The sequence below is a fragment of the Shewanella schlegeliana genome (assembly GCF_016765635.1).
Classification (GTDB): domain Bacteria; phylum Pseudomonadota; class Gammaproteobacteria; order Enterobacterales; family Shewanellaceae; genus Shewanella; species Shewanella schlegeliana.
Genome location: NZ_JAESVD010000019.1, coordinates 1 through 25,266, shown reverse-complemented (window position 1 = coordinate 25,266; position 25,266 = coordinate 1). Strand labels below are relative to the sequence as shown.

The window sequence follows — 25,266 nt, the reverse complement described above, 5'->3', positions numbered from 1 at the left end:
ACTTTTTGTGCTCTGCTATTCCACAAGGCTACAACCCATGTCATCCAGTGAAAAAACTTTCCGCGAACTCGGTCTTTCCGAGCCTTTGTTGCGTGCTCTTGACGAGTTAGGTTACGAAAAACCAACTCCAATCCAGGCAGCAAGTATCGAGCCTCTTATGGCTGGTAAAGATATTTTAGGTCAGGCGCAAACCGGTACAGGTAAAACAGGTGCTTTCGCACTGCCTCTACTAAACAGCATCGACCCAAATACTAATGCTCCACAAATTTTAGTACTAGCGCCAACACGTGAACTTGCAGTTCAGGTTGCTGAAGCGTTTGCTAGCTACGCCAAATTTATGAAGGGTCTACACGTTCTGCCAATTTATGGCGGACAAAGCATGCATCAGCAGTTAAATGCCTTGCGTCGTGGTCCTCAGATCATCGTAGGTACTCCAGGCCGTGTTATGGACCATATGCGTCGTGGCACACTGAAGCTTGAAACATTGAAATCAATGGTTCTTGACGAAGCCGATGAGATGCTAAAAATGGGCTTCATCGATGACATCGAATGGATCCTTGAGCACACGCCTAAGTCGCGCCAATTAGCGCTATTCTCTGCAACTATGCCAGAGCAGATTAAGCGTGTTGCTAACAAATACCTAAATGAACCTCAGCATGTAAGCATCGCTGCGACTCATACTACTGTTGAAACTATCGAGCAACGTTTTGTTCAAGTATCACAGCACAACAAGCTAGAAGCACTTGTCCGTGTTCTAGAAGTTGAAAAGACCGAAGGTATCATTATCTTCGTTCGTACACGTAACAGCTGTGTTGAGCTAGCCGAAAAGCTAGAAGCACGTGGCTATGCATCGTCTCCACTACACGGTGACATGAACCAACAAGCGCGTGAGCGTGCAGTTGACCAATTGAAGCGCGGCAAACTAGATATAATCATCGCGACTGACGTTGCGGCTCGTGGTCTTGACGTTGAGCGTATTGGACACGTAGTTAACTTCGATATCCCTTACGATACTGAAGCTTATGTTCACCGTATTGGTCGTACAGGCCGTGCTGGTCGTACAGGTATGGCGATTCTTTTCGTTACACACCGTGAAATGCGTATGCTACGCACTATCGAGCGTGCAACTAAGAGCCGTATTTCGCCAATGGATATCCCTAGCCCAGAGACAGTGACTGAACGTCGTCTATCTCGTCTAGGTGAGCAAATTTCTGAAATCATCGCGCAAGACTTAGATTTCATGAAGGGTGCTGTTGCCACACTTTGTCAAGAGTTAGAAGTTGACACTGACGTTCTTGCTGCGGCATTACTGCAACAAGTTCAGAAAGATCGTCCACTACAGCTACCAGCTATGAACGAGCGTCAACGCGATAGCCGTGATGACCGTAACTCTCGTGACCGTAACGACCGCAATGACCGTGGTCCACGTGATCGTAGCGACCGTCCACGTCGTGAGTCTCGCCCAACACCTGCAAACCTAGGTGCTGCGGATTCATTGAAGGACAATCCAGATGTTAAGATGTGCCGCTACATCATTGATGTGGGTCGTGACAATGGCGTTGGTGTAGGTAACATCGTTGGTGCCGTAGCTAACGAAGCAAACATCGATAGCCGTTACATCGGTCAGATCCAACTGTTCGACCAAGTAACCGCAATTGATTTGCCAGATGGCATGCCAAAAGAAGTACTACAGCACCTTAAGAAAGTGCGCGTATGTGGCCGTCCACTAAACATCCGTGAAGCGGCTGGTGAAACTTTTGCTAATACTTCTGGTGGCGATAGCCGTCCACCACGTCGTCCACGCAAGCCTGCTGGTGATCGTGGCGAGCGTAGTGACCGTCGTCCTTCTGGTGACAGAAAGCCGCACCGTAAAGGTCCAAGAGACGCAGAATAAGTCTTAATCTTTGGAACTGATGTTTCTTGATAAGATCTAAAAAAGGAGCCTAATGGCTCCTTTTTTGTTGCCTATCATAAAGGCAGCTACAATAGATAGTCATCAGTCGCCCAAAACAATCACTTCATTGCATCGAAGTCGTCATGACTGTTAGCGATAAAAAGCAGCCATCATGCTCAGCTTTTACTGCGATAACAGATTTACAATAGCGGTTCAAAGTCGCTCTCAACGTTACTCAATCACAGTGTGTTGAGCTAGTGAATAGCTAGTGCGCTGTAGAAAAAGTACATAAAAAAGCCACCGTTAACGGTGGCTGTATTTTTTAATAACATAAGCGGTATCGCTTAAGTTTATAACGCTAGTTTAAAGCCTAAACTGCGGCCTTAATCTCTCGCTGCGCCCTGCGCTTTTGCCACATAGGTGACAGCTGTACCAAAATTACTGAAACCACAATCATTACAATACCGGTAAATGACAGCTCATCGATAACGGCGCCTTTGATGATATCGCTCCACCAACCTAAGCCTACCACGATGGCTGTAAGGCTAAAGCTCAGCACTGGTGTCAGAGCCAGCATGGCACTCACCTGCCCTGTGGGCCAATACTTCATGGACTGCCCAAAGCAACCGTAGGCGATAACGGTATTAATCGCACAAAAAATCGCGATAGCCCACTGACTCGAATCCATTACAGTGAACTGACTAAAGTCGCTAAAAGGCGCCATAGCCAAGATGCCAAATAAGTAGATAAATAATAAAATGTTATTGGGTGATAGACGTTTAATCATCGACTTTTGGATCAATGCATAACTTGCCCATGACAGCACAGAGAACTGTACTATCATCACTCCCTTCCATACATCTGACGGCCCCGAAGTAAAGTCTAAATAGGGATGAAAAAACATCAACATGCCTAAGCCCAGTGTCGCAAAACAACTCAGTTGTATTGCATTGAGTCGCTCTTTAAAAAACAACATTCCACCAAAGGCCAGAAAAAATGGCGCGGTTTGGAAGTTAAGCTGAGCCGAGCCCGGCGCAAGATACTTAAGCGAATAGACAAAAGAAACATAATTAAATATTAAGAACACGCCAGCTAAAGTGATTTTTAGCCAAGACACTTTATCGAGTCCTCTAAACTGCTTGATGCTGCCACTTAGATACTGAATGGCAAAACCTACCACCAGAGCGACTAAGAAGCGGAACCAAGTTAAGGTAACGGCATCGATAAATTGCCCCGATAGCTTGAGTGCTATCGGCAATATCCCCCAAAAAACAACTGCGACAGAAATAAAGATAAATCCAAGTTTAAACTCGGAGCATTGAGCACGCGGATCCATGAATATGGCCATTGAAGAAATAACAAGATCGGCGATATTGCCCTATTGATAGCCCTAGGTCTAGTAGGCTAATCGATTCTCTTATAAAGCATGCGACCTTGAGGGTGCAACTGCTGTAGGCGTTGTAAACAAGCCTCACAAATACAAGCAGTTCCGTTCAAGCGAGTAAGCTCTTCAGCTTCTAAAACTTGAGCGAGCAGCGCTTTGTCTGGAAACTCTTGTTTACTGCACCAACACTGCTCAATACCCGCCCCAGTTTCTGCTGCACAACGATTAAGCCCTTTGCACAGAGGACAATGGTTAGCATCAGCAAAGCCCTTAGCGAATAAAAAATCCTTATTAGGTAAAAGGGAGCTATCCTGCTCACTCATAGACACAGTCTCATTCAAAAAAGCCTAATTGATATATAGCACTAATAGCCACCAGGCTGTCTACTGGCAGGCGCATAAACTGAGAAACTAGGAGAAATTAACTTCATAAGCGAGTGCTCGGCACTCTAGATGTGCGATACAGGCGGCATAAGGGTTATCCTTTGAGCACTCCATCACCACTATGCCGTTACCGCCAATTTTCTGTACCTTATATTTTAACGTCTCAATAATACTCGAGTAGATAGGGGCTGGAGTGTTAATCCTTTGGCAATAGACTGCGCTCACCTCACCGATCATCTGAGAGTCATGGTTATACACCTCTTCTGCAGTGTACTCTACAACCTGACTAGTTTGATATTTATCAACAGCAAACTCTGGCGTTAAATTGGTATTAAACCTCACCCCCTGACAAGCAGTCATTCCTATCAAGGCTAGAGTTAAGAAGATAAATTTTAGTTGATTGTCCATAATCAAATTCTGTACAAAATGACTCCATCGCAATTAAGCCTACCTACTTAGCGCCTGATACTCAAGTCGCTCATATTCCTATAGGTAACCCCTTTAAAATAAGAATACTGCACAAAAAAGCCAACAACTGAAACAGTTATTGGCTCAATGTATGAATCAAGGGTATGCGACAAGTTACCTGCCCGGCCTAACTCCTAAAGTGTGGCAAATAGCATAGGTCAGCTCGGCACGGTTCAGGGTATAGAAATGGAAATCTTTCACCCCTTCACGAGACAAGACTTTAACCATATCGATGGCCACGTTCGCCCCAACCATCTGACGTGTCGTAGGGTCTTCCTCTAAGCCTTCAAACTGACGATGTAACCAACCAGGAATAGACACATTGGTCATCGCCGCAAAGCGCTTAGTCTGATTAAAGTTAGTGACAGGTAAAATCCCTGGCACGATCTCAGCATCAATCCCGGCTGCAGCGCAACGGTCGCGAAAACGTAGATAAGATTCAACATCGAAGAAGAACTGAGTAATGGCACGGTTAGCGCCAGCATCGATCTTCTTTTTCAGGTGAATAAGGTCAGCTTGTGCATTACTCGCATCGGGATGCACCTCTGGATAAGCTGCAACCGAAATATCAAAATCGGCTACCGAACGCAGTAAACGTACAAGATCATTAGCGAAGCGAGTAGGCTTTGGACTGCCGTCTGGCAAGTCACCACGCAGGGCAACGATATCGCGAATACCGCTGTTCCAGTAATGCTTTGCCAACTCTTTAAGCTCTTCATCACTGGCGTCCACCAAGGTAAGGTGAGGCGCAGCCACTAAGTCGGTCTCTTTCTGGATCCTCTCAATCACACCGTGGGTTCTATCACGAACGCCTGAGTTAGCTCCGTAGGTAACTGAGACGAACTTAGGATTTAACGGCTCTAAACGACGGATAGAGTTCCAAAGTAACTTTTCCATCTCTGGAGTTGAAGGAGGGAAAAACTCAAAAGAAACGTTAATGTCACCATTTAACTCAGACAGACTCTGATTTAATGATGTTGCATGTTGTGCGTGATGAAAACCCATTTCTACTTCCTCAACTTCAGCATTAGTTTGCAATCCCAAATAGACGTTTGGACGTCTATATGTCCATATACTAGAGAAACTGAGATTGAAGTCAAGAGTAAAAAGCAGGCAATTGAATTTTTTTCTTGGGACAATAAAAAAGGGCTCAAATGAGCCCCTTTTCAATTGATTAATACCAATCAGTATAAAGATTTAATCGCTCAGCGAGAGTTTAGCGGCACTGAGACAAGGCAACGAGTGAAGAGCATAGTTGTTCTACGGTTAAGCTCGTTAACACAGTATCAGAGCCGCTAAAACTCGCCATTCTGGAGCGTTTTTGGCTGCCTACTTCTGCGTTAAATAGCTTCACAAGGGAATAACCATTCTTTCAGCTATTTGCCTTGAATTAGTTTGCCAAAAAACGCTCTGAGTAGATCAACTTCTTATACTGATTGGTATAACATGAAATTTATTCTTGTAGTAGATCGCGACAAATATGGGCCAAGTCTGACTGCACTGCTGCTGCGGTCACTAAACGCCCAGCTCCAGGCCCTCGTATAATCAACGGGTTGTCTTGATAGAACTCACTACGGATCACAAATACGTTATCACCTGGTGTTAGGTTCGCATAGGGGTGAGAAATATCCACCCACTGTATGCCCACTTCGGCCTTCAACTTCCCCTCGACCTTATCTAAAGAGGCCACATACCTCAGTACTTTATCTTGCTCTGCCGCCGCGACAAACTGTTGCAGCATATCGGCATCCAGCTCACCAATCCGTGCTAAAAATTGCTCTAGTGGTAATTCAGCAAGCTGAGCTGGCACTAACGATTTAAGCTCAATGTCTTCAAGCTCGATCTCAAAGCCGATTTCACGAGCAAGGATTAGTAGCTTACGCTGCATATCTCGACCAGAGAGATCGTCTCTTGGGTCGGGTTCCGTGATCCCTAAGCCCCTCGCCTCTATGACTAGCTCCGAGAAAGGTTTTTTGGCATCGAAGTTTTCAAATAACCAACACAGAGTACCGGAGAAGATCCCACCAACCGCTTCGATACTGTCGCCACTATTGTGCAGATCGTTCAACGCATGCTGTACTGGTAGGCCGGCACCACAGCTTGCATTATAACGCCAGAATAAACGGCGGTTATCTAGCTGCTGCTTCAACTCACGATAGAAAGTCAGTGGTCCAGAACCCGCAAGCTTGTTAGCGCTAACAACATGAATTCCACGAGCAAAAAACTCTGGGTACTGAAGCGTCAGATCGGCACTGGCACTGATATCGAGCGCTATCACTTCATCACATTCTAAATCATGTAACTCTTCAAATAGATGGCTGTATTGCCAAGGCGTCGCATGCTCTTCGAAGGCCTGTTTCCAAGTGTCCAGCTCAATGCCTTCATCGCTGATAAGCGCCTTGCGTGAACTCACTAAGCCAACCAACTCGACACTTGCCTCAAGCTCTTTATTTAGTGCCGATTTAGCACCACTAAATAGCTCTACCCAAGCTTCGCCAATATTACCGACACCCAGTAGCAATACACCGATGCGTTTACGCGGACCGGCACAGCGACGATGCACTTTTTGCGTAAGTAAGTTCACCTGCCCTTGAGGCACCAGTGTCACTAGACTCATGCCATCGTTAAACAGAGGTCTAGCATTACGACTAAGCAGTCTAGCAAAGCCACGGCGATACAAGTTGGCATCGGCGCTCACTAGCGCGACTAAACCCAGATCTTCGGTGATCTTAATATCGAGCACGCCCAATGCATCACGATTAACATCTAATAACGCTAAAACCTGCTTTTGATTCTCGAGGGTTACCGTAAGTTCTACACGGTCTTGCCCCAGCTCCCAATAAGCTAAAGGACTTAGCCCGGTTTCCTCAAGCAGCTCGACAAGCTGTTTAAGCTCGGTCTTAAGCTCCAGATTAAATAACGCAACGCTACTTAAATTGGTAACCACTGGCGCGCTCGCCGACGAACTCTTAGGTGCAATCAAGGTAAAGTCGGTATGGGAGGCGTAACTAGAACGAACCGCAAGGCTTACCTGAGTATCAAACAAAGGTTGCAGGGTTCTATTATGCAACACCGGAGAGCCTAAGTGTGCCAAGCGGTTTGCTTCGGCTAATGAAAGACTGCTAAGAAGCTTTGCATCATTGATCTTATTCGGGTCGGCGTTAAACACCCCCTCGACATCGGTCCAGATTGTCACGCGCTCGATATCCGCCAAACTGGCAATCAAGGTGGCACTAAAGTCGGAGCCATTACGCCCTAGTAACAAGGTATCACCGCGCTCATTGGCACAGATAAAACCCGTTATGATGAGGCGTTCATTGGGGTGTGTTTCGGTCATGGTGTGAACGCGCTGGCGAGATTCCTGCAGGCGGATCTGCGGCACTGCGGCTTCATCGGCAATCAAGAGTGTGCGCGCATCGACATCGGATGCAGCTACACCGGACTCTCGCAGTAGTGCTGCTAGCAGGCGTGCAGACCAGCGCTCACCAAAGCTGACCACCTGGTTGCTCTGATAATCATTAATCGACTCTAGCGATAACAAGCTGATCAGTTGCGCCTTATCGTTAGACAGTCGCTCTCTTAGAGCGCGCGCCTGCTCATTTGAGAGCAACTGCTCAATCAAATTCTGCTGGAAACTGATCAGTGTTTGTAGCTCTTCTTGCCACAGCTGTTTAGTCGTACTCAACTCGAGTAACTTATACAAGAAGTTGGTGCTTTTACCTGCCGCAGATACCACAACCAAATCATCGCTGTGGCCGTGAGTCAGCAGAATATGAGCAACGCGACGGTAACAGTCTGCATCAGCAAGACTTGAGCCACCAAATTTATGTAAGTGACAGCGTGCCATCGTATACCCCTTTAATTAACAAGCGACTGCGGCATTAAGCGCAGCTTCAATATCGGCAACAAGATCATCGGCATCTTCGATACCCACAGAAAGACGGATAAGCGTATCCTTAACCCCAGCTTCGGCGCGAGCCTCAGGCTCCATCGCTCTGTGTGTCATAGTCGCTGGCACAGCCACTAGACTCTCTACGCCACCAAGGCTTTCTGCAACTGAAAAATAGTTAAGACTTTTTAAGAATGCGACCAACTGTGCTTCGCCACCATTAAGTTCAAAGCTCAGCATGGCACCAAAGCCCTTTTGCTGTTTAGCCGCAATTTCATGACCCGGATGATCTTTAAGTCCCGGGTAGTATATCTTGGACACAGCCTGATGGTTAATAAGGGTATCAAGAATTCGCTGCGCATTCGCCTGATGTTCGCGAATTCGTACTGCAAGTGTACGAATTCCGCGCAAAGTGAGATAGCTGTCAAATGCTGAGCCTGTTAACCCTAACGTATTTGACCACCAATGCAGCAGTTCACCCAGCTCCGGGTCTTTCGCCACAACTGCTCCGCCCACCACATCACTGTGACCATTGATGTATTTGGTAGTGGAATGAATCACAATATCGGCGCCCAGTAATAACGGCTGCTGCAGTACTGGCGATAGGAAAGTATTGTCAACAACCACCAATGCGCCTACTTCATGACAGGCTGAGCTGATAGCCTCAATGTCTACCACACGCAGCAGCGGATTAGATGGCGTCTCTAACCAAACCATCTTAGGTTTCTGAGCTATCGCCTGATTGAGTGCTTGTGAGTCGGTTTGATCCACCACTAATAGCTTAAACTGGCCCTTTTTAGCTAAATTGGTGAATAGACGGTAACTGCCGCCATAACAGTCATGGGGAACAATGAGTAAGTCATCGGGTCCTAGCAAACTTGTCGCCAAAGTGATTGCCGCCATCCCGGTACAGGTGACTACACCCGTCGCACCTTTTTCCAACTCGGCAATGGCATCACCTAATATCGAACGTGTTGGATTACCAGAGCGGCTATAGTCGAAGTCTCTTGGATTCTTATGGCCATCAAAAGAGTAGTTAGTAGAAAGATAAATCGGTGGCACAACCGCGCCATGCTGGCTATCGGACTCAATTCCTTGACGTACTGCCGCAGTGGCGAGTTTACGCTCAGTCATGTACTACTCCTTTGCTATTATTTTTTGGCCAAGAGATGTCTGGACGTCTAAATGTACCTAAGCACTCGCCCCTCGTCAACCATTTTAGCCGTTTAGACGTCCATGCATATAGAAATCTATTTGCAATTGTCATAAATAAGAGGCAATAATTTGACTGCACAATTTAAAGGGTTAAAATCTGCCCCGAATTTTGAAATAACAGGTGAGTCAATGACTGAGTGGAATGGCGATTATATCAGCCCCTATGCTGAACACGGCAAAAAGAATGAGCAAGTGAAAAAAATTACTGTCTCCATTCCTTTGAAAGTACTTAAGGTGCTTACCGATGAGCGTACACGCCGCCAAGTAAATAACTTGCGCCACGCCACCAATAGTGAACTGTTATGCGAAGCATTCTTGCATGCATACACAGGCCAACCACTACCAAACGACGAAGATCTTACTAAAGATAAACCCGACCGCATGCCTGCTGAGGTGAAGCGTTTGATGGATGAGATGGGTATTGAGTGGGAAGAACTTGAATAATCTTCATCGATTATCAGTAAACAAGATCTCCAGATAAGGACTGCTAAGCAGTCCTTATCTGTTTTTGCCCTAAATATGAGCTTCACTAGCTAGTAATAACTTAAGACACCTAAACCTTCAAATAAGAGTGTAGAGCTCTCCTCCTCACTCTTCATTAGCCCTATGGCTGGATAAACTGATGATCGACCCCGTTACACTCTTACTCGCCTCACTCATTATCTTTTGCGGCGCATTGACTCAAAGCCTTATTGGGTTTGGCCTAGCTGTTGTTGCTAGCCCCCTGCTCTATATTGTCGATCCTAGTTTAGTGCCAGCGCCAGTCATTATGATGGGCTTCTCGATTGCACTACTGACACTGTTTCGGGAGCGAGGTCAGCTCGAGTTCAACGGTCTACAGTACGCGTTATTGGGTCGTATTCCCGGTGGGATATTAGGTGCAACTCTCATTTTAGTCGCACCGCAGCCGATCTTAGGTCTTGCGATTGCCGGAATTGTCGCATTAGCCGTCGGCCTGAGCCTAATGAAGTTAAGCATTCCGGTAAACCGTTTCAGCCTATTTATCGCAGGCGTATTATCTGGCGTCTTCGGTAATATCGCCGCGATTGGTGGCCCACCGCTGGCCATTTTACTTTCAGGTAAAGATGCTGGTCAATTTCGCGCTGCCCTGTCAGCCTTCTTTATCTTTAGTTCAATGATCGCTTTGATCATTTTGGCACTTGCAGGCCTACTCACCCTAGAGCATTTTTATATCTCTTTGATGTTACTGCCCTCTGTCGTTTTAGGCTATCTCGTAGCTGGACGCTTGGTTGGCCACGTCGACAAACAAAAAACCAGAGCGTTAACTCTGGCTTTATGTGGGGTCAGTGCACTCATCCTTACGATTAAATCGACTATCGAGTTAATCGGCTAACTGTAACGATTAAAAATGGTAGGAGGTTTGCAATACGCCTCCTACTGCATTGTCATCACCGAACATACCGGTAAAATCTAAGAAAAATGAATCCCCAAAGGCAAAACCTGTCCCCAAAGAGTAGAGGTTGGCGGTAGAGTCTTTCATATCATGACGATAACCGAGTCGTAACGCCATCCAATCGAAGGCTCTCACTTCACCACCTAAGCGCCAGTATTGAGTACCATCTAGCTCTTTAAACTTCTTGTTCTCAATCAAATCGATATCGGTCGTAACCGATACAATATTCCAATCAAAAGCCACGCCTGCGGTCACTAGAGGCTCTACACGATAAGTAAACTTCTGCCCCTCAACCTCAATCGTATCCACATCATGATTGATCAGGTTTCGTCCTGATAGGCCAAGAGTTAAGCCGTCGAATGGTTGCATGGCGACACCGATATCTAAATTAAAATTGGTTTCATCATTACGATACTTAACATCATCAAAGTCACTAGCATCGAAGTTGTTCGCGTTGGCGATATAATTATAGGTATCTATTCGCTGTAACTTAGGTGATATTCCAACAGAGATAGGCATATTCACAATAGAGAGGGGGAAACTTAAGGCTACACCAAGATCCGATACAGCCCCACCAACCACTTGGCCTTGTGAGTCAAGATCAGAGATTTTCGGCGGGTTTTCAGGATCTAAGTTATTAAGCGTATCAATATCAGACTGAGCAATGTCGGCCACACCAACTGCGTTCACATAGCTCTTATAGAAAATTGCCATCGGCATTCTTTGATGCGGAATCGCAACACTAAAACCAAGCCCAGCACTGGCATAGGCAGATGTCCCTTTAAGGGACTCAAGGTCGCCAACCAGATCATCACGAAACTTCGTAATATTGGCACTGTTCTCAGCATCAATTGCTGCAGTTAGAGCATCATAAGAATCAATTAGCGAGTCAAACTTATCTATCATATCGTCGCTGTCAGCCATATCGACACCCAGTACCGGGATCAACAGTACTGCAGAGTTGTCTTTATGGGCATTAATCGCTAGCAGGGCGGGGTTAACGAAGGCTGCTCCCTCTTTGTTGGAAGCCGCAACACCTGCGCCGCCCATCGCATCACTACGCGCCTCATAGTACTCCTGCCCTGCATTAGCCAAAAAGCAGGGTAATAAGGCACAAGTCAGTGCAATTTTCTGTAGTTTCATCCATTCCACCCTTTTTATGTCCTTAACGTTCTAAGCAGCAATATGGCTCAAATCGAAAAAAGGTTATTTTGTTCTTAAAGTATTCTAAGACAAAATTGAATAAAACGGAGATAAAGTTAACTTTAAAATTACATTTATTTAGCAATTAGGTCGAAAGATGGATGAGCCGACGCACTCCCCCTCACGAGGTCATCGACCAAAACTTATTTAAACATCTGGCAGCTGAACATACTTCATAAAGTTTTGAGTGGTAAAGTCGATGAACCGTTTTAACCTAGCTGGCTGAAATTGGTCTCTGTTATAGAGCAAATAAAGCGGCGTGTCTGAAATGGTCCAGTCTTCAAATAGATGGACCAAGGTGCCAGCGTTAAGCTCTGCGCTACAGTAGATCTCCGGCAGGCGCACAATACCATTACCCGCTAACGCACTGCTTTTCATCACTCTGCCATTCTTACACAGCAAAGCTCCGGTAATAGTCACCTCTGTCTTCTGAGTTTTGTCGGATCTGCGATGATAGTGCCAGTGATAAACCGAGCCGGTAACACAGGCGTGATGCTTAAGCTCTTTAGGATGTTCTGGCCTACCATGTTTAGCGATATAGCTTGGCGATGCCAAAGTACAATTTGCAATATCCATCAGCTTTCTGGCCACTAAGCCTGAATCCTCAAGCTCGCCCATTCTAAAGACCAAGTCAAACTCATCGAGCACCAAGTCGACTCTCTGGCTACTGAAATCTAAGTGCACCTGAATATTGGGGTGCATAGTCATAAAGTCATTAACCAGTTGGTTAACGATCTCCTCACCGATATAGCCCCCCACACAGTTGATATTAATCTTGCCCTGTAGATTATGGGCATCATCTACCGTCTTGGCCACCGCTTGCTCCATGATATCTAACGCGTGCTGACAACGCTCATAAAAAAACACGCCTTGCTCAGTTAATCGTTGCGCCCTAGTCGTGCGAGTGATCAGGGTGACCCCTAAGTAGCGTTCTAACTGAGTCAACTGTTTAGAAAGGTGCGAGCGAGAACAACCGAGCTTTTCGGCAGCAAGGGTAAAACTGCCCTTTTCCGCAATCACGGTAAAAGCCCGTACATCTGCTAAATTTAGGTCTTGGTACATAAATAGAAACTCGTTTTGGCTTAATAAACAGAGGTAGATTAGGAGTTATATGTAAACAATCATATTCTCTGTAGATTATATATCAACAATATTAGCTTGGTTAGAATACTTACCAACAAAGACCCCCTTATTTGAGGCTGATATGAAACAACTAATCGTTATTACAGGTGCATCTTCTGGTATTGGCGCGGCGATGGCGAAAGCTTTCAGCGCAAAAGGCCACCCACTACTGCTATTGGCACGTCGCATTGAGCCTATGCAAGCACTAGGCTTAGATAACTGCCTAGCCGTTAGTGTAGATGTGACCGATGCAGACGCCATGAAAGCAGCTATTGCTACCGCTGAAGCACAGTTTGGTTCAGTTGGCTGCTTAATCAATAACGCTGGTGTAATGTTACTCGGCGCCGCAGATGTTCAAGATCCTGCAGAGTGGAGCCGTATGCTAAACATCAATGTGATGGGCGTACTAAACGGTATTCACGCCGTCCTTGCCGATATGAAAGCGCGCAAGACAGGTACCATCATCAACGTCAGCTCAATCGCAGGCCGCAAGACTTTCCCGAACCACTCTGCGTACTGCGCAACCAAGTTTGCAGTACATGCATTGACTGAGAACATTCGTGAAGAGGTGGCGATGGATGATGTACGCATGATCACTATCGCGCCAGGTGCCGTAGAAACTGAACTACTGAGCCACACCACTAACGATGATATCAAGGCGGGTTATGAAGATTGGAAACAGCATATGGGCGGTGTTATTGCACCAGAAACCATTGCCGAAGCAGCACTGTTTGCCTTCGAGCAACCACAAAGTGTATGTGTACGTGAAATCGTATTAGCGGCAACCCGTCAAGAGCCATAAGCTCTGTTAATAGCCACAGCTTCACCTGTTCACTAAGGCCCTTTCAGCTATGCTGACTGGGCTTTTTGTTTACCAAAAATCAACCATCTCATATCACTTTAGTAATAGTTAAAAATCAGAAGTGTGATCTAGATCTGCAACAAAAATAGCCAAATTTGCAATTCAAAAACCACTAACAACAAACAAAATCCATTCTAATCAATGAAATAAATCATCGAAAAATACTCAATTAGATTTTATTCAATGATATTTATATCAATTAGATTTTTATCATGAATATGATCAAGCTCAACAATTAAACCAGTCCACCTTGCTAACTTTAATAACAAGGCAGAAGCATTTTTGGAACACTCTGCCAACCCGCAAAGGACGGCGTAATACCATACAAAAAGAGTAAGGAATTGATGATGAAAACTATCACAAAAATCGGTATAGGCCTTGCGCTAGCATTGGCTGTAGGGCTACAAGCTCAAGCCGCCGATGGCGGTAACCCCAAGAAAGGCAAACATCTTTATAAAAAAGAGTGTAAGGCTTGCCATAGTCAAGACGCGATAGGAGGCGAGATCACCCCAATGAGCAAAACCATGAGCCAATGGGATCGCTTTTTTAAGCGTATGAAGCATAAAGGCGATCAAGAAGCCTTTAATGCTTTATCCGAAAAAGATCTAAAAGATATTCAGCAGTTTCTCTATGACCATGCCGCAGACTCTGATCAGCCTCAAACTTGTGGCTAACACCGGTTAAGCGGCACTACTGCTTAAAAATATTTTAACCAACAAATAAATAAAAATGGGGAGTTACCTCAGGGCTTCATGCTGCCTAAAAACAGCCGCCCTACCTAGTCCCCTGACGATAACATCGAGTTTAAACGCATGAAAATAAGCCAAAAACTCAAAATGGAGAGATATTATGCGTACCCTTATATCATTGCTTGTTGCCAATGCTATCGCTTTCTCTGGCAGCATCTATGCAAACGAAAATGATGTTCAAAAAATTGCCGATCTCAAACAACAGCTCGAAGATATCACTAACGAACTCGACGATCTCAATGATCGCGTCGATCAAAACGAACGCCATACCGCGCTCGATCGAATCGAGCTAACAGGTGATTTTCGTACTAAGGCCCACTCACTACATTATCGAAATGTCACTTGGAACCCTGCTATTAAGGTTAATTTCAATGACTTCGGTGCCAAGGCGATGGCGGGAGATTTTGGCATGCCAAATGATCCCAGCTCCCCACTGGGTAAAATGATGGCCGCCGATCCTAACCTCGCAGCCGCATTTCAAAACGGACAACTGCAAGGGATCATGCCCTATGTCCTTGCGCCTAAAACGGTTCAAGACATTGATAATGATATTTTTTACACCACAAGATTACGCCTCAACCTAAAAGCCAAGGTGTGGGATAACGTTAGCTTTGCAGGCCGACTCTCTATGTATAAAAACTGGGGCGACTCAACTGGCGTTCAGGTGTTCGACTCTTGGCGCTCATTTACAATGGATGGCACCAACAGCGGTAACACCTCTGGCGACTGGCTAAGAGTCGAACGCGCCTACTTCGACTGGAAGAACATTAATGGTTCACCACTCTATCTCTCTATTGGACGACGCCCTTCCACCTACGGCCCACCGACTCAGTACCGTGAGAACGAGAAGCGCGGCGGCACCCCATCGGGTCACCTAGTTAACTTTAACTTCGATGGTGCAACCTTAGGCTACAAGCTCGGTGAGCTAACGGGTGTCGATGGCCAAGTGGTTCGCATCTGCTACGGCCAAGGCTTCGAATCTCAGTGGGGCAACGGCGAGATGTTTGGCGACATAGTAACTAAAGACACCCACCTTGGTGGCTTCAATATCGATGCGATAAATGACGGTAAAAACTTCCTCCAATTCACCCTGTTTGGTGCCAAAGATGTCAACGATGGCTTTAAGGGAACCATGGCCTTTCCTACTCAGCTAGCCGGAATTTTTGCCCCGACCATGTATCAAGACATGCAGAAGTTCAGCAACTTTAACTTCGAGACCCGGGTACAACCCAGTGGCGTTATCGGCGACATGTTCCTCGGCGGTATTGGTTTCGCCCGTGAGGAAGATAACGATTTGAAATGGTTTATTTCCGGTGGCTGGACTCGAGCCGAAGGCAACGGCAATGCAGGTATGTTTGGCGGCATGCTCAGCGATGCGGTATTTGAGGCGCAGCTCAATGCCGATGGCAGTGAGATTATTATGATGGCCGCTAATGCCGAAGATAGCGATGCTAAAGATGGCTACGGTGTCTATGTCGGTATTCAGATCCCAGCACCTTACGGCAAGGTTGGTTTCGAATATAACTATGGTTCTGAATATTGGACGCCATTCACTCAAGCCCAAGATGACCCTATCGGCAGCAAGCTTGCCACCCGTGGTCATGTTGGCGAAGCCTATTACATGTTTGATATCAATCCACGTATGTTCATCAAACTAGCGGGCCTTTACTACGACTATGAGTATACCGGTAGTGGTACTCCCGTTGGTGCTCCGCAGGATATCGATGAGGTCATCGCGGGGACAGCGTATTCGATGCTTCCTGTGGTCGATACGGCCTTCGACATCAACGCCTCTCTCACCGTCAACTTCTAACGCAATTAACAGCCTCCTCGGTGGGTGCCGAGGAGGGAGGGATTAACCATGAGAACCTTAACAATCACACTCAGCCTTGTTGCTATGCTGCTGTATTGCAATAGCAGTTTAGCGGCGCAAGATCACAGTGAGTTTATCGAGGGGCCTTTCACAACAGGGTCACAAGTTACCACTCAATGTATCGAGTGCCATGAAGATCATGCCGCTGACTTTATGAAATCGTCACACTGGACTTGGGAGCTGGAACAAACTCTTCCAGGGCGCACTGTTAAACGTGGCAAGAAGAACACCATCAATAACTTCTGTGTCGCTATCTCTAGCAATGAGCCTCGCTGCACAAGTTGTCATGCAGGCTATGGCTGGAAAGATAATAACTTCGACTTTAGCGACATGACCAAGGTGGACTGCCTCATCTGTCACGATACCACAGGCACTTATGTCAAAGATCCCGCTGGCGCCGGCGAAGTCTTAGCGAAAGTAAACCTTGAACGGGTCGCCAAAAATGTCGGCACCCCAGTGCGAGACAACTGCGGTACCTGTCACTTCTACGGTGGCGGCGGTGATGGCGTCAAACATGGCGATCTCGATTCTTCGATGTCCTACCCCGACAAACGCACCGATGTGCATATGGATGTCGACGGTAATGACTTCCAGTGTCAGGAATGCCACACCACTAAAGATCATCAGATCACGGGGAATGCCATGGGCGTCTCTCCTGGCGGTGACAACCCTATTGGCTGCATCAACTGTCATGATAGTGCGCCCCATAAGAAGCAGAAACTCAATGACCATGGTCAAGCGGTAGCTTGCCAAACCTGTCATATTCCAGAGTTTGCGAAAAATGAGCCAACCAAGATGAGCTGGGACTGGTCTACAGCGGGGTCAAACCGCGAACAGACTACCGATGAGTATGGCAAGCACAGCTACATGAAGAAGAAGGGCGACTTCGTCTGGGCTAAGAATGTAAAACCTCAATACGCTTGGTATAACGGCAAAGCCGATGCCTATATGGCTGGCGATAAGATGCAGGCAAATTCAGTCACTAAGCTAACCCACCCTTTAGGTGATATTAATGATCCCCATGCCAAAATCACTCCTTTCAAGGTACATACGGGCAAACAAATCTATGACAAGAAGTTAAATATCTTCATCACTCCAAAAGTGTTTGGTAAAGGTGGCTATTGGAAGACCTTTGACTGGGATAAAGCCGCTCGACTCGGTATGGAACAAAATCAAAATATGGTCGATAAAGGGATCAAATACAGTGGTGAATATGGTTTTGCCGCAACCGAGATGTGGTGGCCAATCAACCATATGGTTTCCCCGAAAGAGGACGCCCTAAAGTGTAAAGATTGTCACAGCCAACAAGGCCGACTCGACTGGCAAGCCCTTGGTTATGAGGGCGATCCCATGAAGGTTAAAGGGGGACAAAGACACACAAAGTGACATAATTTAAATATCACTGAAATAAAAATTCAAATAAAGATTAGAAACAGTCATCCCACCAACTAGCCTTGCTACCTCTCCTTAGCAAGGCAATTCGTCAGCCATGCTCTTAGCAGGCTGACGCTTTTTATGTTCCCTTGCGAGCATGACATCACACGCTTCGCTTGTCTCAAGAGCAAATTCCTGCCCTAATTCAACAAATAAGTTAACACGCTGTTATTGCGTGACTATTTTTTGTACATACTCTATTCTTTAGACATGCTTTCAAAAGTATTTAAGGATGATACAAATGATGAGAGATAACTTCAGTTTAATAAATAACAATCGCGCTTGGGCTGAATTGTTTCTTTCCTCAACATTTATCAACCTACTCTCCCTTGCCCTCCCCTTTACTCTACTGCAGATATACGATCGAATCCTACCTAACCAAGGATATGGCACCGCAAGCGTGCTCGCCTCCGCCGTAGCAGTAGCCATTTTATTAGAACTGCTATTACGTTTCGCCCGCAGCTGGGTCTTAGCATCATCGGCCGCCAACTTCGAACTAAAAACGACCACTCGGGTAGTCAGTGCGCTGATGCAATCGGACTACCATCATGTAGAAGCACTTGGCACAGGTAAAGTTTCTAGTGGTTTAGCCAGCATTGCCGCAATGCGCGAGATATATTCGGGTCAAGCCTTAGTCGCACTCATGGACTTCCCTTTTGTATTGATATTCCTAAGCTTAGTTGCCTACATCGGTGGCCCACTGGTCTTTATACCGATTGCAGTTTGGGGGTTAATCGGCGGGCTGGTTTATTTTATCGGTAAAAAATTAACCCAAGCCACTCAAGATCTTGCAATCACGGATAGCGAACGTTCGCGAATGCTGATTTTAGTCTTATCTGGACTCACCACAGCAAAAGCATTAGCCATGGAAAGCCGTTTGGCATCGAGCTACAGCGAAATCAATTACCGCCGTCTCGCTCAGCAACAACAAGTCGACTGGCTGTCGTCAAAATTACAAGAGTTAATCCAAGGTGCCTCCCAAGGAACAACATTACTGATTGTGCTAATTGGCTGCCTAGAAGTGCTAAACGGTACATTAACAACGGGTGGGTTGGCTGCCTGCTCCATTTTAGCAGGCCGTGCTATTGCACCGCTAAGCGCCATTATCAGCCTACGGTCCCGCCTTGCTCAGGCAAAAACGGCCATGTCTCACGTTGAAACCCTAGCTCAACTTCCTCGAGAATCATTTAAAGGCAGTAAGCAATACCAGCAAAAACTGCCCCTTGGCCCAATTAAGTTTGAGGCAGCCGCCAGTCAGCAGGTAGGAGCAAGAATTAATCACTTTAATCTTGAAATCCCTGCTGGCAGTTTAGTGACAGTGACCTCTGATCCACTAACACACGCTAGCCTACTATTGAGTGTCGTTGGTGCATTTCATCATTTAGAACAGGGAACCATTTATATCGATGGCATAGCCCAACTCGAACACAACGCCAATGAATATCGCCAGTCAGTCACTTATGTTCCACCTTGGCCAACACTGTTTGCAGGAAGCTTATTAGAGAACATGACCATGTTCAGGCCCGAAAAAGAGGCGCTGGCAATGGAGATAGCCGAACGTATCGGTCTAACAATGAGTATCGCTAAACTGCCCTCAGGCTACCAAACGGAAGTGGGAGTGAGTGACAGTCAAATGCTCAACAAGGGCGCAATAAAACTCATCGCTATTGTGCGTGCACTGGTGCAGTCGCCGTCAATATTACTCCTTGATGAACCCATGATATCCCTAGACGCTGACTCTCAAGCCCGAGTTATCAGCCTCATTAAACAATATCGAGGTCGCAGCACCATACTTTGTGCATCACATTTCAGTGCGCTAGCGCAAATCAGCGACTTACGGGTCAATATCACAGCTAATGGCGAAGCAGAAGTGCTAGTTAATCAATCAGAGCAAGGATGAGTACCATGACAAATACAGCCAATATTCATCCTCTATCTGACTCAGAAACTCATCCACACAATCAGGCGACTGTGGGAGCAGAATTAAAGCCGTTGCTAATTGCACTCCTTCAGCAATTGGGGTTATTTGCCCAAGCCACCAACTTACAAAATGATGCCAATGATAGCGACATTGATACCGCTCAATTAGCGAGTTTATTAACAAAGCACCACATAGGGTTTTCGGTTGTTAAACACCATAAACAGGCTATATTGCAATCAATACATCCGTTTATCGTTGTACCTAAAGAGGCTGAAGCATTTATTGTTCAACGGCGTAACGAAGCACTCGAGTCATTCGATAGAGCCTGTGGTCAATGGCGAGCGATTAAGTTTGAAGATATCCCGGAATCTAGCCATCTGTTTGTCATTGAAAGCTTGCCTAGTAGTAAACAAAATATTCGCGCATTTAGCGCACACTTAGCTAAACGCACTAAATGGTATCGTCCGGTATTTTGGCTCAGTTTACTGTCGAGCATCACTGGACTTGCCGTGCCTTTATTTACCATGGCGGTGTATGACAAAGTCATTGGTGGCCAAGCGCCTAATGTACTCCCCAGTATCGCACTTGGCGCAGCATTAGCATTAGCCGTTTTAATTGCGAGCCGATTAACCCGTGCTAATGTTCTGGCGAGCACCAGTAATCGTTTCGCCCGCGATTTGTCTAACTTAACTTTCCGGCGTCTACTAAGCATGCCTTTAATGGTGTTATCACGGGTTGGGATCTCTAACCATATGGCCAGAATGCGTAACGCAGAAAAAGTCCGAACTTTGCTTTCTGGCCCTGGGGGAGCAGGACTAGTTGATCTCCCCTTCACTCTTATTGCGTTTGTCACCATTGCTCTATTAAGTGGCTGGTTAGTTATCGTGCCGATTGTGATGCTATTACTGTTTTATTTGGTCATGAAGGCTGTTAATAAATATGCGCAATCCGCCTCTCCCACTATCAGCAGTGATTATCAAAACTCCATTAATGAACTGGCTAAGAATCTGCTACAGCTGAAAAGCAGCGGTGAAACCGATGGCTGGAACACCAAATTTGCTCGTCAGTGTAAAGAAAACTGTCGTCAGAACTTTTTATATGCCAAACGCAATGGCCTCAATGCCGCCATCGCCCATGCCATGAGCTTATTAACGGCGCTTGTCACTGTATTTACCGGCATATTCCTAGTCTTAAATCAGAGTATTAGCCCAGGCGCGCTCATAGCCTGTGTCATGCTAATTTGGCGTATTACTGGGCCTGCCCAACTTGCGTTTTCATCCAGTCAAAAGTTCTCCATGATGGACTCTGCCATTAAACAGTTTGACCGCTTTATGCAGGCAGGAACTGAAAACAGTGAGCTTAGGCTCGATACCCCCATAACTGAATGCCCACCCGCAATAAGTTTTCAACATGTCACCTTAAGATATAGTGCCGATACTGAGCCTGCCTTGTCAGGCGTCTCTGCAGAAATCGAGCCCGGTGAGAATGTCGCGATTATTGGTCCTAACGCCTGCGGTAAAACCTCCCTGCTATTAGCGGCAACGGGGGTAGTAGAAGCGCAGGCTGGCTATGTCACCGTTAACAATAAAAACCTAAAACAATACGATCCAGAAGCTTTTAGACAGTGGGCTGCATTTTGCCCAGCAGAGCCGGATCTCTTCCCCGGCAGCTTGGCTGAAAACTTAAGGATAGCAAAGCCCGACGCCAGCGATGATGAGCTCATTCAGGCCCTGCACGCTGCAGGAGGAGACTCACTCTTTAATGCCCTCAATAATGACTTAAACATAAACCTGTTTAATCGTGGACATACGCTTCTATCTGCCGTTGAAGGCAGTTATATCAGCTTAGCTCGCGCTCTACTTAAGCAGTCAACCTTAGTGATCCTAGATGAGCCCATCGCCAATCGCAACCCTGCAGCTAAAGCGGCACTGCTCAACACGTTTAACACATTAAAAGGCAAAGCAACTGTGCTATTTACCAGCCATGATCAAGAGCTTATCCAGCAAGCTGATAAGGTCATTATTCTTGATAAGGGTGCGGTAGTTTACGCAGGTCCTATTCCTGACCAATCACAAAATAAGGCCGCCACAGACTCTGAGGAGAATACCCAAAATGGATAATCGTCAATTAGCAAATAGAGTCTACCCAGAACATGAATTTACCGATGCAATTGAGGCACCAGCCGAACGAAAGTTTATTAAGCGCATCATATACTTGATCACTGGTTCAGTGCTCATCATGCTGCTGTGGTCTATCTTTACTCACGTAGAAGAGGTCTCAAAATCTAAGGGCCAAGTCGTTCCTTTAGGACATAGACAAATTATTCAAAGCCGTACTGGAGGCACCATTGCCTCAGTAGAGGTAGAAGAGGGAGACGTAGTTAAAGCAGGCGATGTCCTAGCAAGCTTTGTTGCTATCGATAGCCAATCAGCAGAAGAGGAGCTAGCCAGTAAGCGAGCAAATCTGCTGTTAAGAATCGAACGCTATGATGCATTTATTAATAGGCGTGATGCTGACTTTGACGAATTTATCACCGACTACCCGCAACTCGTTAAACTTCACACCGCATCTTTAAAGCGCATGAACCAAGAACGAGTGGCAGTAGAGTTACTTTCAGAAACTGAAATCGCCAAATCACAGGCGGAAATTAGCGGCTTACAAGCTGAAATCCCACCGTTAAATGATCAAATAAACACGGCACAAAAAACGCTGAAAATGATGCTATCTGTTACCGAACAACAAGCTGTATCAAAGCTGCGTATTTTAGAGTCGCAACAAAAACTGGACGCTTATATTCGCGAACTAAAAGTGATGGAAAGCAAACAAGAGGTATTGTCTAAGGATCTCTTGAATCTAGAGCAACAGCTAAAACATAAACAGGCAACTTTACTTAAAGAAGTGGGAGAAAAACGCACCGAAGCCCAAGCTGAGCTATTAGGGATTATCGCTAGACTTAAGTCTTCCGGTTCATTGGTGTCAGAAAACACCATCACAGCGCCCGTTGACGGCATTATCCAATCAATTCCTTCAACCTCTTCAGGCAGTGTTATCCAACCTGGAGGCACTGTTGCGGTTATCGTGCCAATGACCAAGACAGGGCTGATGGAAGCTAAGCTATCACCAAAAGATATTGGTTTTGTCCGTGTTGGTCAGCCAGTTCGAATTAAGATCGATGCCTTCGACTACAGTCGTTATGGGGCTTTAGATGGTGTCGTCAAGCGCATCTCCCCGAGTACCGATGCAGATGAAAAAGGTGGTGTGTTCTATAAGGTGCAAATTTCTATCGATAAGCCTTACTTTTCAGATAAACCGGGGCAATTTGACTTAATCCCAGGCATGACTGGCGAGGCCGATATTGTCACTGGCGATAAGACCGTCTTTCAATACCTTTGGAAACCCGTATTCACCAACGTAACCGAAGCTTTTGGCGAACGATAAAGAGAGGCAATCATGAGTCATGACGATAACAAACACAATTCATCCTCTCCATCGAACCCTAAAAACAATGATAAGATTGAACAGAAAAAACGGCTGCAACAATCAGCTCAAAAAGCAAAGCGACTGGATAAAGATGCCAAGCGTCTAAAAACAAAAGAGTTTAGAGACAGTGATAAAACAGCTCAAATAGGCAATAAAGATCTGGTTGCCGATAAATCATGGTCAACTCAAGCCAACGCCTCAACAGATACGCTTGATAGTTCTAGTACAAATACTGCTGATAACATAGATACTGCTACCAACCTTGAACAAGATAATCAGACGTTAGCTAACCTCAACAGCAATAGCACTCCAACCAAAACAAACAATGTTACTGACCCCGAAAGTGGTTCAGAAAATCAAATCTCGCAAACTGAACAAACAACTGCCAATAAAGCCGCTCGGCCAACGGGCTCGACCGAAACAACAGGCTTAGCTTCAGGGACTAATTTCCGCAATGAAAACGCACAAGCGCCGGGGCTAACTAACTTAGACCAAGCTCTGACCTTTAGTGCCAATGAACATCAGCAGCCGCATTTTACTGTAGCTTTACAGCTACATCATTCTCAACTTGCACCTACCACACCACCGCACACTCCCGATATTTTACCGGGCACCACGGCAACAACCGTGCCCTTAACGGCAGGAACAGGAACTGGCACTGGCACTGGCACTGGCACTGGCACTGGCACTGGCACTGGCACTGGCACTGGCACTGGCACTGGCACTGGCACTGGCACTGGCACTGGCACTGGCACTGGCACTGGCACTGGCACTGGCAAAAATGAAAAGCCATTAGCTGTTGATAGTCAACAACAAAATCAACATCTTAAAGAAGATAGTGCTACAGATACAGTTCAAGGAATCTTATCGGCCCATGGTAAAAATATTCAAAGCGTGACTTGGTTCACCAGCCAGACGCAAGGTCAATTTGGCGAACTAAAATTAAATGCTCAAACTGGGCAATGGCAATACCAGCTTAACAACGCATTAAGCTCAACAGATGCGTTGAGAGAAGGCGAAAAACACACTGAACAATTTGTGGTAACAGCGACTGATAGCCAAGGTCATCAAGTCAACACAGTTATCGCAGTAGGCGTTAAAGGAAGCAATGATCTACCCACTATTTCAGGGATCCATCATGCGTCATTAAATGAAATGGGGAGTATCGATACGGCTTCAGGCCAGTTACTTGCAACAGACCCAGATCACAATGACACCGCAGTGTGGAGTGTAACCCAAAGCCAAGGCCAATTCGGTCAACTCGTTATCGATTCACAGACAGGCCAATGGCAATATCAACTTGATAATCAATCACCTAATACTCAAGCGCTCAATCAAGGGGATAAAGCCTCAGAACAGTTTGTTGTTAGTGTTACCGACAGCTCAGGCCAAAGTGTTAGTCAGGTTGTCACTATCGATATTACGGGCAGTAATCAAGCAGCACAGATCCAAGGTATTAATAGTGCCGCAGTCACTGAAGATAAAGCGCTAGATTACCAAGGTAATTTACATGTAGAAGGCCAATTAACCATAACAGATCCTGACAACGGCCAAGCCCAGTTCAATGCAGAAAGCCTGCAAGGCCAGTTCGGTACGCTTTCAATTAATGATTTAGGCCACTGGACTTACACAGCCGATAACTCGCAAGCAGCGATTCAAGGATTAAAAACAGGTGAGTCACTCACCGAGACTTTACTAGTGCACTCTGTTGATGGCACCGAGCAAAAAATCACTGTGACCATTAATGGCACTGACGATAAAGCAGTGATCGCGGGTACCTCGACAGCAAGCCTCACCGAAGATAAAGATGTCCACAGCGGGCAACTTCGCGTTGATGGCGCACTTAGCGTCACTGATGCTGACAACGGCCAAGCCCAGTTCAATGCAGAAAGCCTGCAAGGCCAGTTCGGTACGCTTTCAATTAATAATTTAGGCCACTGGACTTACACGGCTGATAACTCGCAAGCTGCGATTC

The 25,266-nt window shown here is 46.1% G+C and carries 19 protein-coding genes; 11 read left to right on the top strand and 8 right to left on the bottom strand.

From position 1 onward, the window contains the following. Nucleotides 1-37: 37 nt before the first annotated feature. A complete protein-coding gene (locus JMA39_RS21000) occupies nucleotides 38-1,894 on the top strand; it encodes a DEAD/DEAH box helicase (RefSeq protein WP_202723832.1) in 1,857 nt (618 codons plus the stop codon). Nucleotides 1,895-2,264: 370 nt separating this feature from the next. Here JMA39_RS21000 and JMA39_RS20995 read toward each other — a convergent pair whose 3' ends face one another. The 6 genes from JMA39_RS20995 to metB all read right to left on the bottom strand — a co-directional run bounded on the left by JMA39_RS20995 (nucleotide 2,265) and on the right by metB (nucleotide 9,152). Beyond that, a complete protein-coding gene (locus tag JMA39_RS20995) occupies nucleotides 2,265-3,242 on the bottom strand; it encodes a DMT family transporter (protein ID WP_202723831.1) in 978 nt (325 codons plus the stop codon). 56 nt (nucleotides 3,243-3,298) lie between these two features. Beyond that, nucleotides 3,299-3,601: a cysteine-rich CWC family protein gene (locus JMA39_RS20990; protein WP_202723830.1), complete on the bottom strand. Its 303-nt coding sequence runs from the start codon at nucleotides 3,599-3,601 to the stop codon at nucleotides 3,299-3,301. A gap of 87 nt (nucleotides 3,602-3,688) precedes the next feature. Next, nucleotides 3,689-4,069: a hypothetical protein gene (locus JMA39_RS20985; protein ID WP_202723829.1), complete on the bottom strand. Its 381-nt coding sequence runs from the start codon at nucleotides 4,067-4,069 to the stop codon at nucleotides 3,689-3,691. Between the two features lie 174 nt (nucleotides 4,070-4,243). Further along, nucleotides 4,244-5,134: a methylenetetrahydrofolate reductase gene (gene metF, locus JMA39_RS20980; protein WP_202723828.1), complete on the bottom strand. Its 891-nt coding sequence runs from the start codon at nucleotides 5,132-5,134 to the stop codon at nucleotides 4,244-4,246. A 448-nt stretch (nucleotides 5,135-5,582) separates the two neighbouring features. Further along, nucleotides 5,583-7,976, bottom strand: a complete 2,394-nt coding sequence (locus tag JMA39_RS20975) for a bifunctional aspartate kinase/homoserine dehydrogenase II (protein WP_202723827.1) — start codon at nucleotides 7,974-7,976, stop codon at nucleotides 5,583-5,585. Nucleotides 7,977-7,991: 15 nt separating this feature from the next. After that, a complete protein-coding gene (gene metB / locus JMA39_RS20970) occupies nucleotides 7,992-9,152 on the bottom strand; it encodes a cystathionine gamma-synthase (protein WP_202723826.1) in 1,161 nt (386 codons plus the stop codon). 210 nt (nucleotides 9,153-9,362) lie between these two features. Between metB and metJ the strand changes: the two genes are divergently transcribed. Together metJ and JMA39_RS20960 are read left to right on the top strand one after the other, a co-directional pair. After that, nucleotides 9,363-9,677: a met regulon transcriptional regulator MetJ gene (metJ, locus tag JMA39_RS20965; protein ID WP_202723825.1), complete on the top strand. Its 315-nt coding sequence runs from the start codon at nucleotides 9,363-9,365 to the stop codon at nucleotides 9,675-9,677. A 178-nt stretch (nucleotides 9,678-9,855) separates the two neighbouring features. Beyond that, a complete protein-coding gene (locus JMA39_RS20960; RefSeq protein WP_202723824.1) occupies nucleotides 9,856-10,587 on the top strand; it encodes a sulfite exporter TauE/SafE family protein in 732 nt (243 codons plus the stop codon). Nucleotides 10,588-10,596: 9 nt separating this feature from the next. On the opposite strand, the gene traF is transcribed toward JMA39_RS20960, so the two are convergent. Both traF and JMA39_RS20950 read right to left on the bottom strand, forming a co-directional pair. Next, on the bottom strand, nucleotides 10,597-11,790 hold the full coding sequence (traF, locus tag JMA39_RS20955; RefSeq protein ID WP_202723823.1) for a conjugal transfer protein TraF: 1,194 nt from the start codon (nucleotides 11,788-11,790) through the stop codon (nucleotides 10,597-10,599). A gap of 207 nt (nucleotides 11,791-11,997) precedes the next feature. Next, nucleotides 11,998-12,912 (bottom strand): LysR family transcriptional regulator, encoded by a 915-nt coding sequence (locus tag JMA39_RS20950; protein WP_202723822.1) that lies wholly within the window; start codon nucleotides 12,910-12,912, stop codon nucleotides 11,998-12,000. A 142-nt stretch (nucleotides 12,913-13,054) separates the two neighbouring features. Here JMA39_RS20950 and JMA39_RS20945 point away from each other — a divergent pair, with 142 nt between their 5' ends. The 8 genes from JMA39_RS20945 to JMA39_RS20910 all read left to right on the top strand — a co-directional run. Beyond that, a complete protein-coding gene (locus tag JMA39_RS20945; RefSeq protein WP_202723821.1) occupies nucleotides 13,055-13,774 on the top strand; it encodes an SDR family oxidoreductase in 720 nt (239 codons plus the stop codon). 404 nt (nucleotides 13,775-14,178) lie between these two features. Further along, entirely contained in the window at nucleotides 14,179-14,508 is a 330-nt protein-coding gene (locus JMA39_RS20940; RefSeq protein WP_202723820.1) for a c-type cytochrome, read from the top strand. Nucleotides 14,509-14,683: 175 nt separating this feature from the next. Further along, nucleotides 14,684-16,396: a DUF3373 domain-containing protein gene (locus JMA39_RS20935; protein WP_202723819.1), complete on the top strand. Its 1,713-nt coding sequence runs from the start codon at nucleotides 14,684-14,686 to the stop codon at nucleotides 16,394-16,396. Between the two features lie 84 nt (nucleotides 16,397-16,480). Beyond that, complete coding sequence (locus tag JMA39_RS20930; protein WP_373316367.1) at nucleotides 16,481-17,842, top strand: tetrathionate reductase family octaheme c-type cytochrome; 1,362 nt, start codon at nucleotides 16,481-16,483, stop codon at nucleotides 17,840-17,842. Nucleotides 17,843-18,131: 289 nt separating this feature from the next. Further along, nucleotides 18,132-19,790, top strand: a complete 1,659-nt coding sequence (locus tag JMA39_RS20925; protein ID WP_237732958.1) for an ABC transporter transmembrane domain-containing protein — start codon at nucleotides 18,132-18,134, stop codon at nucleotides 19,788-19,790. A 5-nt stretch (nucleotides 19,791-19,795) separates the two neighbouring features. Next, nucleotides 19,796-21,931 (top strand): peptidase domain-containing ABC transporter, encoded by a 2,136-nt coding sequence (locus JMA39_RS20920; RefSeq protein WP_202723817.1) that lies wholly within the window; start codon nucleotides 19,796-19,798, stop codon nucleotides 21,929-21,931. Beyond that, nucleotides 21,924-23,249: an HlyD family type I secretion periplasmic adaptor subunit gene (locus tag JMA39_RS20915; protein ID WP_202723816.1), complete on the top strand. Its 1,326-nt coding sequence runs from the start codon at nucleotides 21,924-21,926 to the stop codon at nucleotides 23,247-23,249. Before JMA39_RS20920 ends, JMA39_RS20915 begins: the two co-directional genes overlap by 8 nt. Nucleotides 23,250-23,261: 12 nt before the next feature. Next, a partial coding sequence (locus tag JMA39_RS20910; RefSeq protein ID WP_202723815.1) for a VCBS domain-containing protein occupies nucleotides 23,262-25,266 on the top strand: 2,005 nt, incomplete at its 3' end.

Bases quoted from the DNA above. Each gene is read 5' to 3' on its own strand.
- JMA39_RS20940 (WP_202723820.1), top strand. From the start codon at position 14,179: ATGATGAAAACTATCACAAAAATCGGTATAGGCCTTGCGCTAGCATTG.
- JMA39_RS20925 (WP_237732958.1), top strand. From the start codon at position 18,132: ATGATGAGAGATAACTTCAGTTTAATAAATAACAATCGCGCTTGGGCT.
- JMA39_RS20960 (WP_202723824.1), top strand. From the start codon at position 9,856: ATGATCGACCCCGTTACACTCTTACTCGCCTCACTCATTATCTTTTGC.
- metJ (WP_202723825.1), top strand. From the start codon at position 9,363: ATGACTGAGTGGAATGGCGATTATATCAGCCCCTATGCTGAACACGGC.
- traF (WP_202723823.1), bottom strand. From the start codon at position 11,790: ATGAAACTACAGAAAATTGCACTGACTTGTGCCTTATTACCCTGCTTT.
- JMA39_RS20990 (WP_202723830.1), bottom strand. From the start codon at position 3,601: ATGAGTGAGCAGGATAGCTCCCTTTTACCTAATAAGGATTTTTTATTC.
- JMA39_RS20975 (WP_202723827.1), bottom strand. From the start codon at position 7,976: ATGGCACGCTGTCACTTACATAAATTTGGTGGCTCAAGTCTTGCTGAT.
- JMA39_RS20950 (WP_202723822.1), bottom strand. From the start codon at position 12,912: ATGTACCAAGACCTAAATTTAGCAGATGTACGGGCTTTTACCGTGATT.
- JMA39_RS20935 (WP_202723819.1), top strand. From the start codon at position 14,684: ATGCGTACCCTTATATCATTGCTTGTTGCCAATGCTATCGCTTTCTCT.
- JMA39_RS20995 (WP_202723831.1), bottom strand. From the start codon at position 3,242: ATGGCCATATTCATGGATCCGCGTGCTCAATGCTCCGAGTTTAAACTT.
- metB (WP_202723826.1), bottom strand. From the start codon at position 9,152: ATGACTGAGCGTAAACTCGCCACTGCGGCAGTACGTCAAGGAATTGAG.
- metF (WP_202723828.1), bottom strand. From the start codon at position 5,134: ATGGGTTTTCATCACGCACAACATGCAACATCATTAAATCAGAGTCTG.
- JMA39_RS21000 (WP_202723832.1), top strand. From the start codon at position 38: ATGTCATCCAGTGAAAAAACTTTCCGCGAACTCGGTCTTTCCGAGCCT.
- JMA39_RS20945 (WP_202723821.1), top strand. From the start codon at position 13,055: ATGAAACAACTAATCGTTATTACAGGTGCATCTTCTGGTATTGGCGCG.
- JMA39_RS20915 (WP_202723816.1), top strand. From the start codon at position 21,924: ATGGATAATCGTCAATTAGCAAATAGAGTCTACCCAGAACATGAATTT.
- JMA39_RS20985 (WP_202723829.1), bottom strand. From the start codon at position 4,069: ATGGACAATCAACTAAAATTTATCTTCTTAACTCTAGCCTTGATAGGA.
- JMA39_RS20920 (WP_202723817.1), top strand. From the start codon at position 19,796: ATGACAAATACAGCCAATATTCATCCTCTATCTGACTCAGAAACTCAT.
- JMA39_RS20930 (WP_373316367.1), top strand. From the start codon at position 16,481: ATGCTGCTGTATTGCAATAGCAGTTTAGCGGCGCAAGATCACAGTGAG.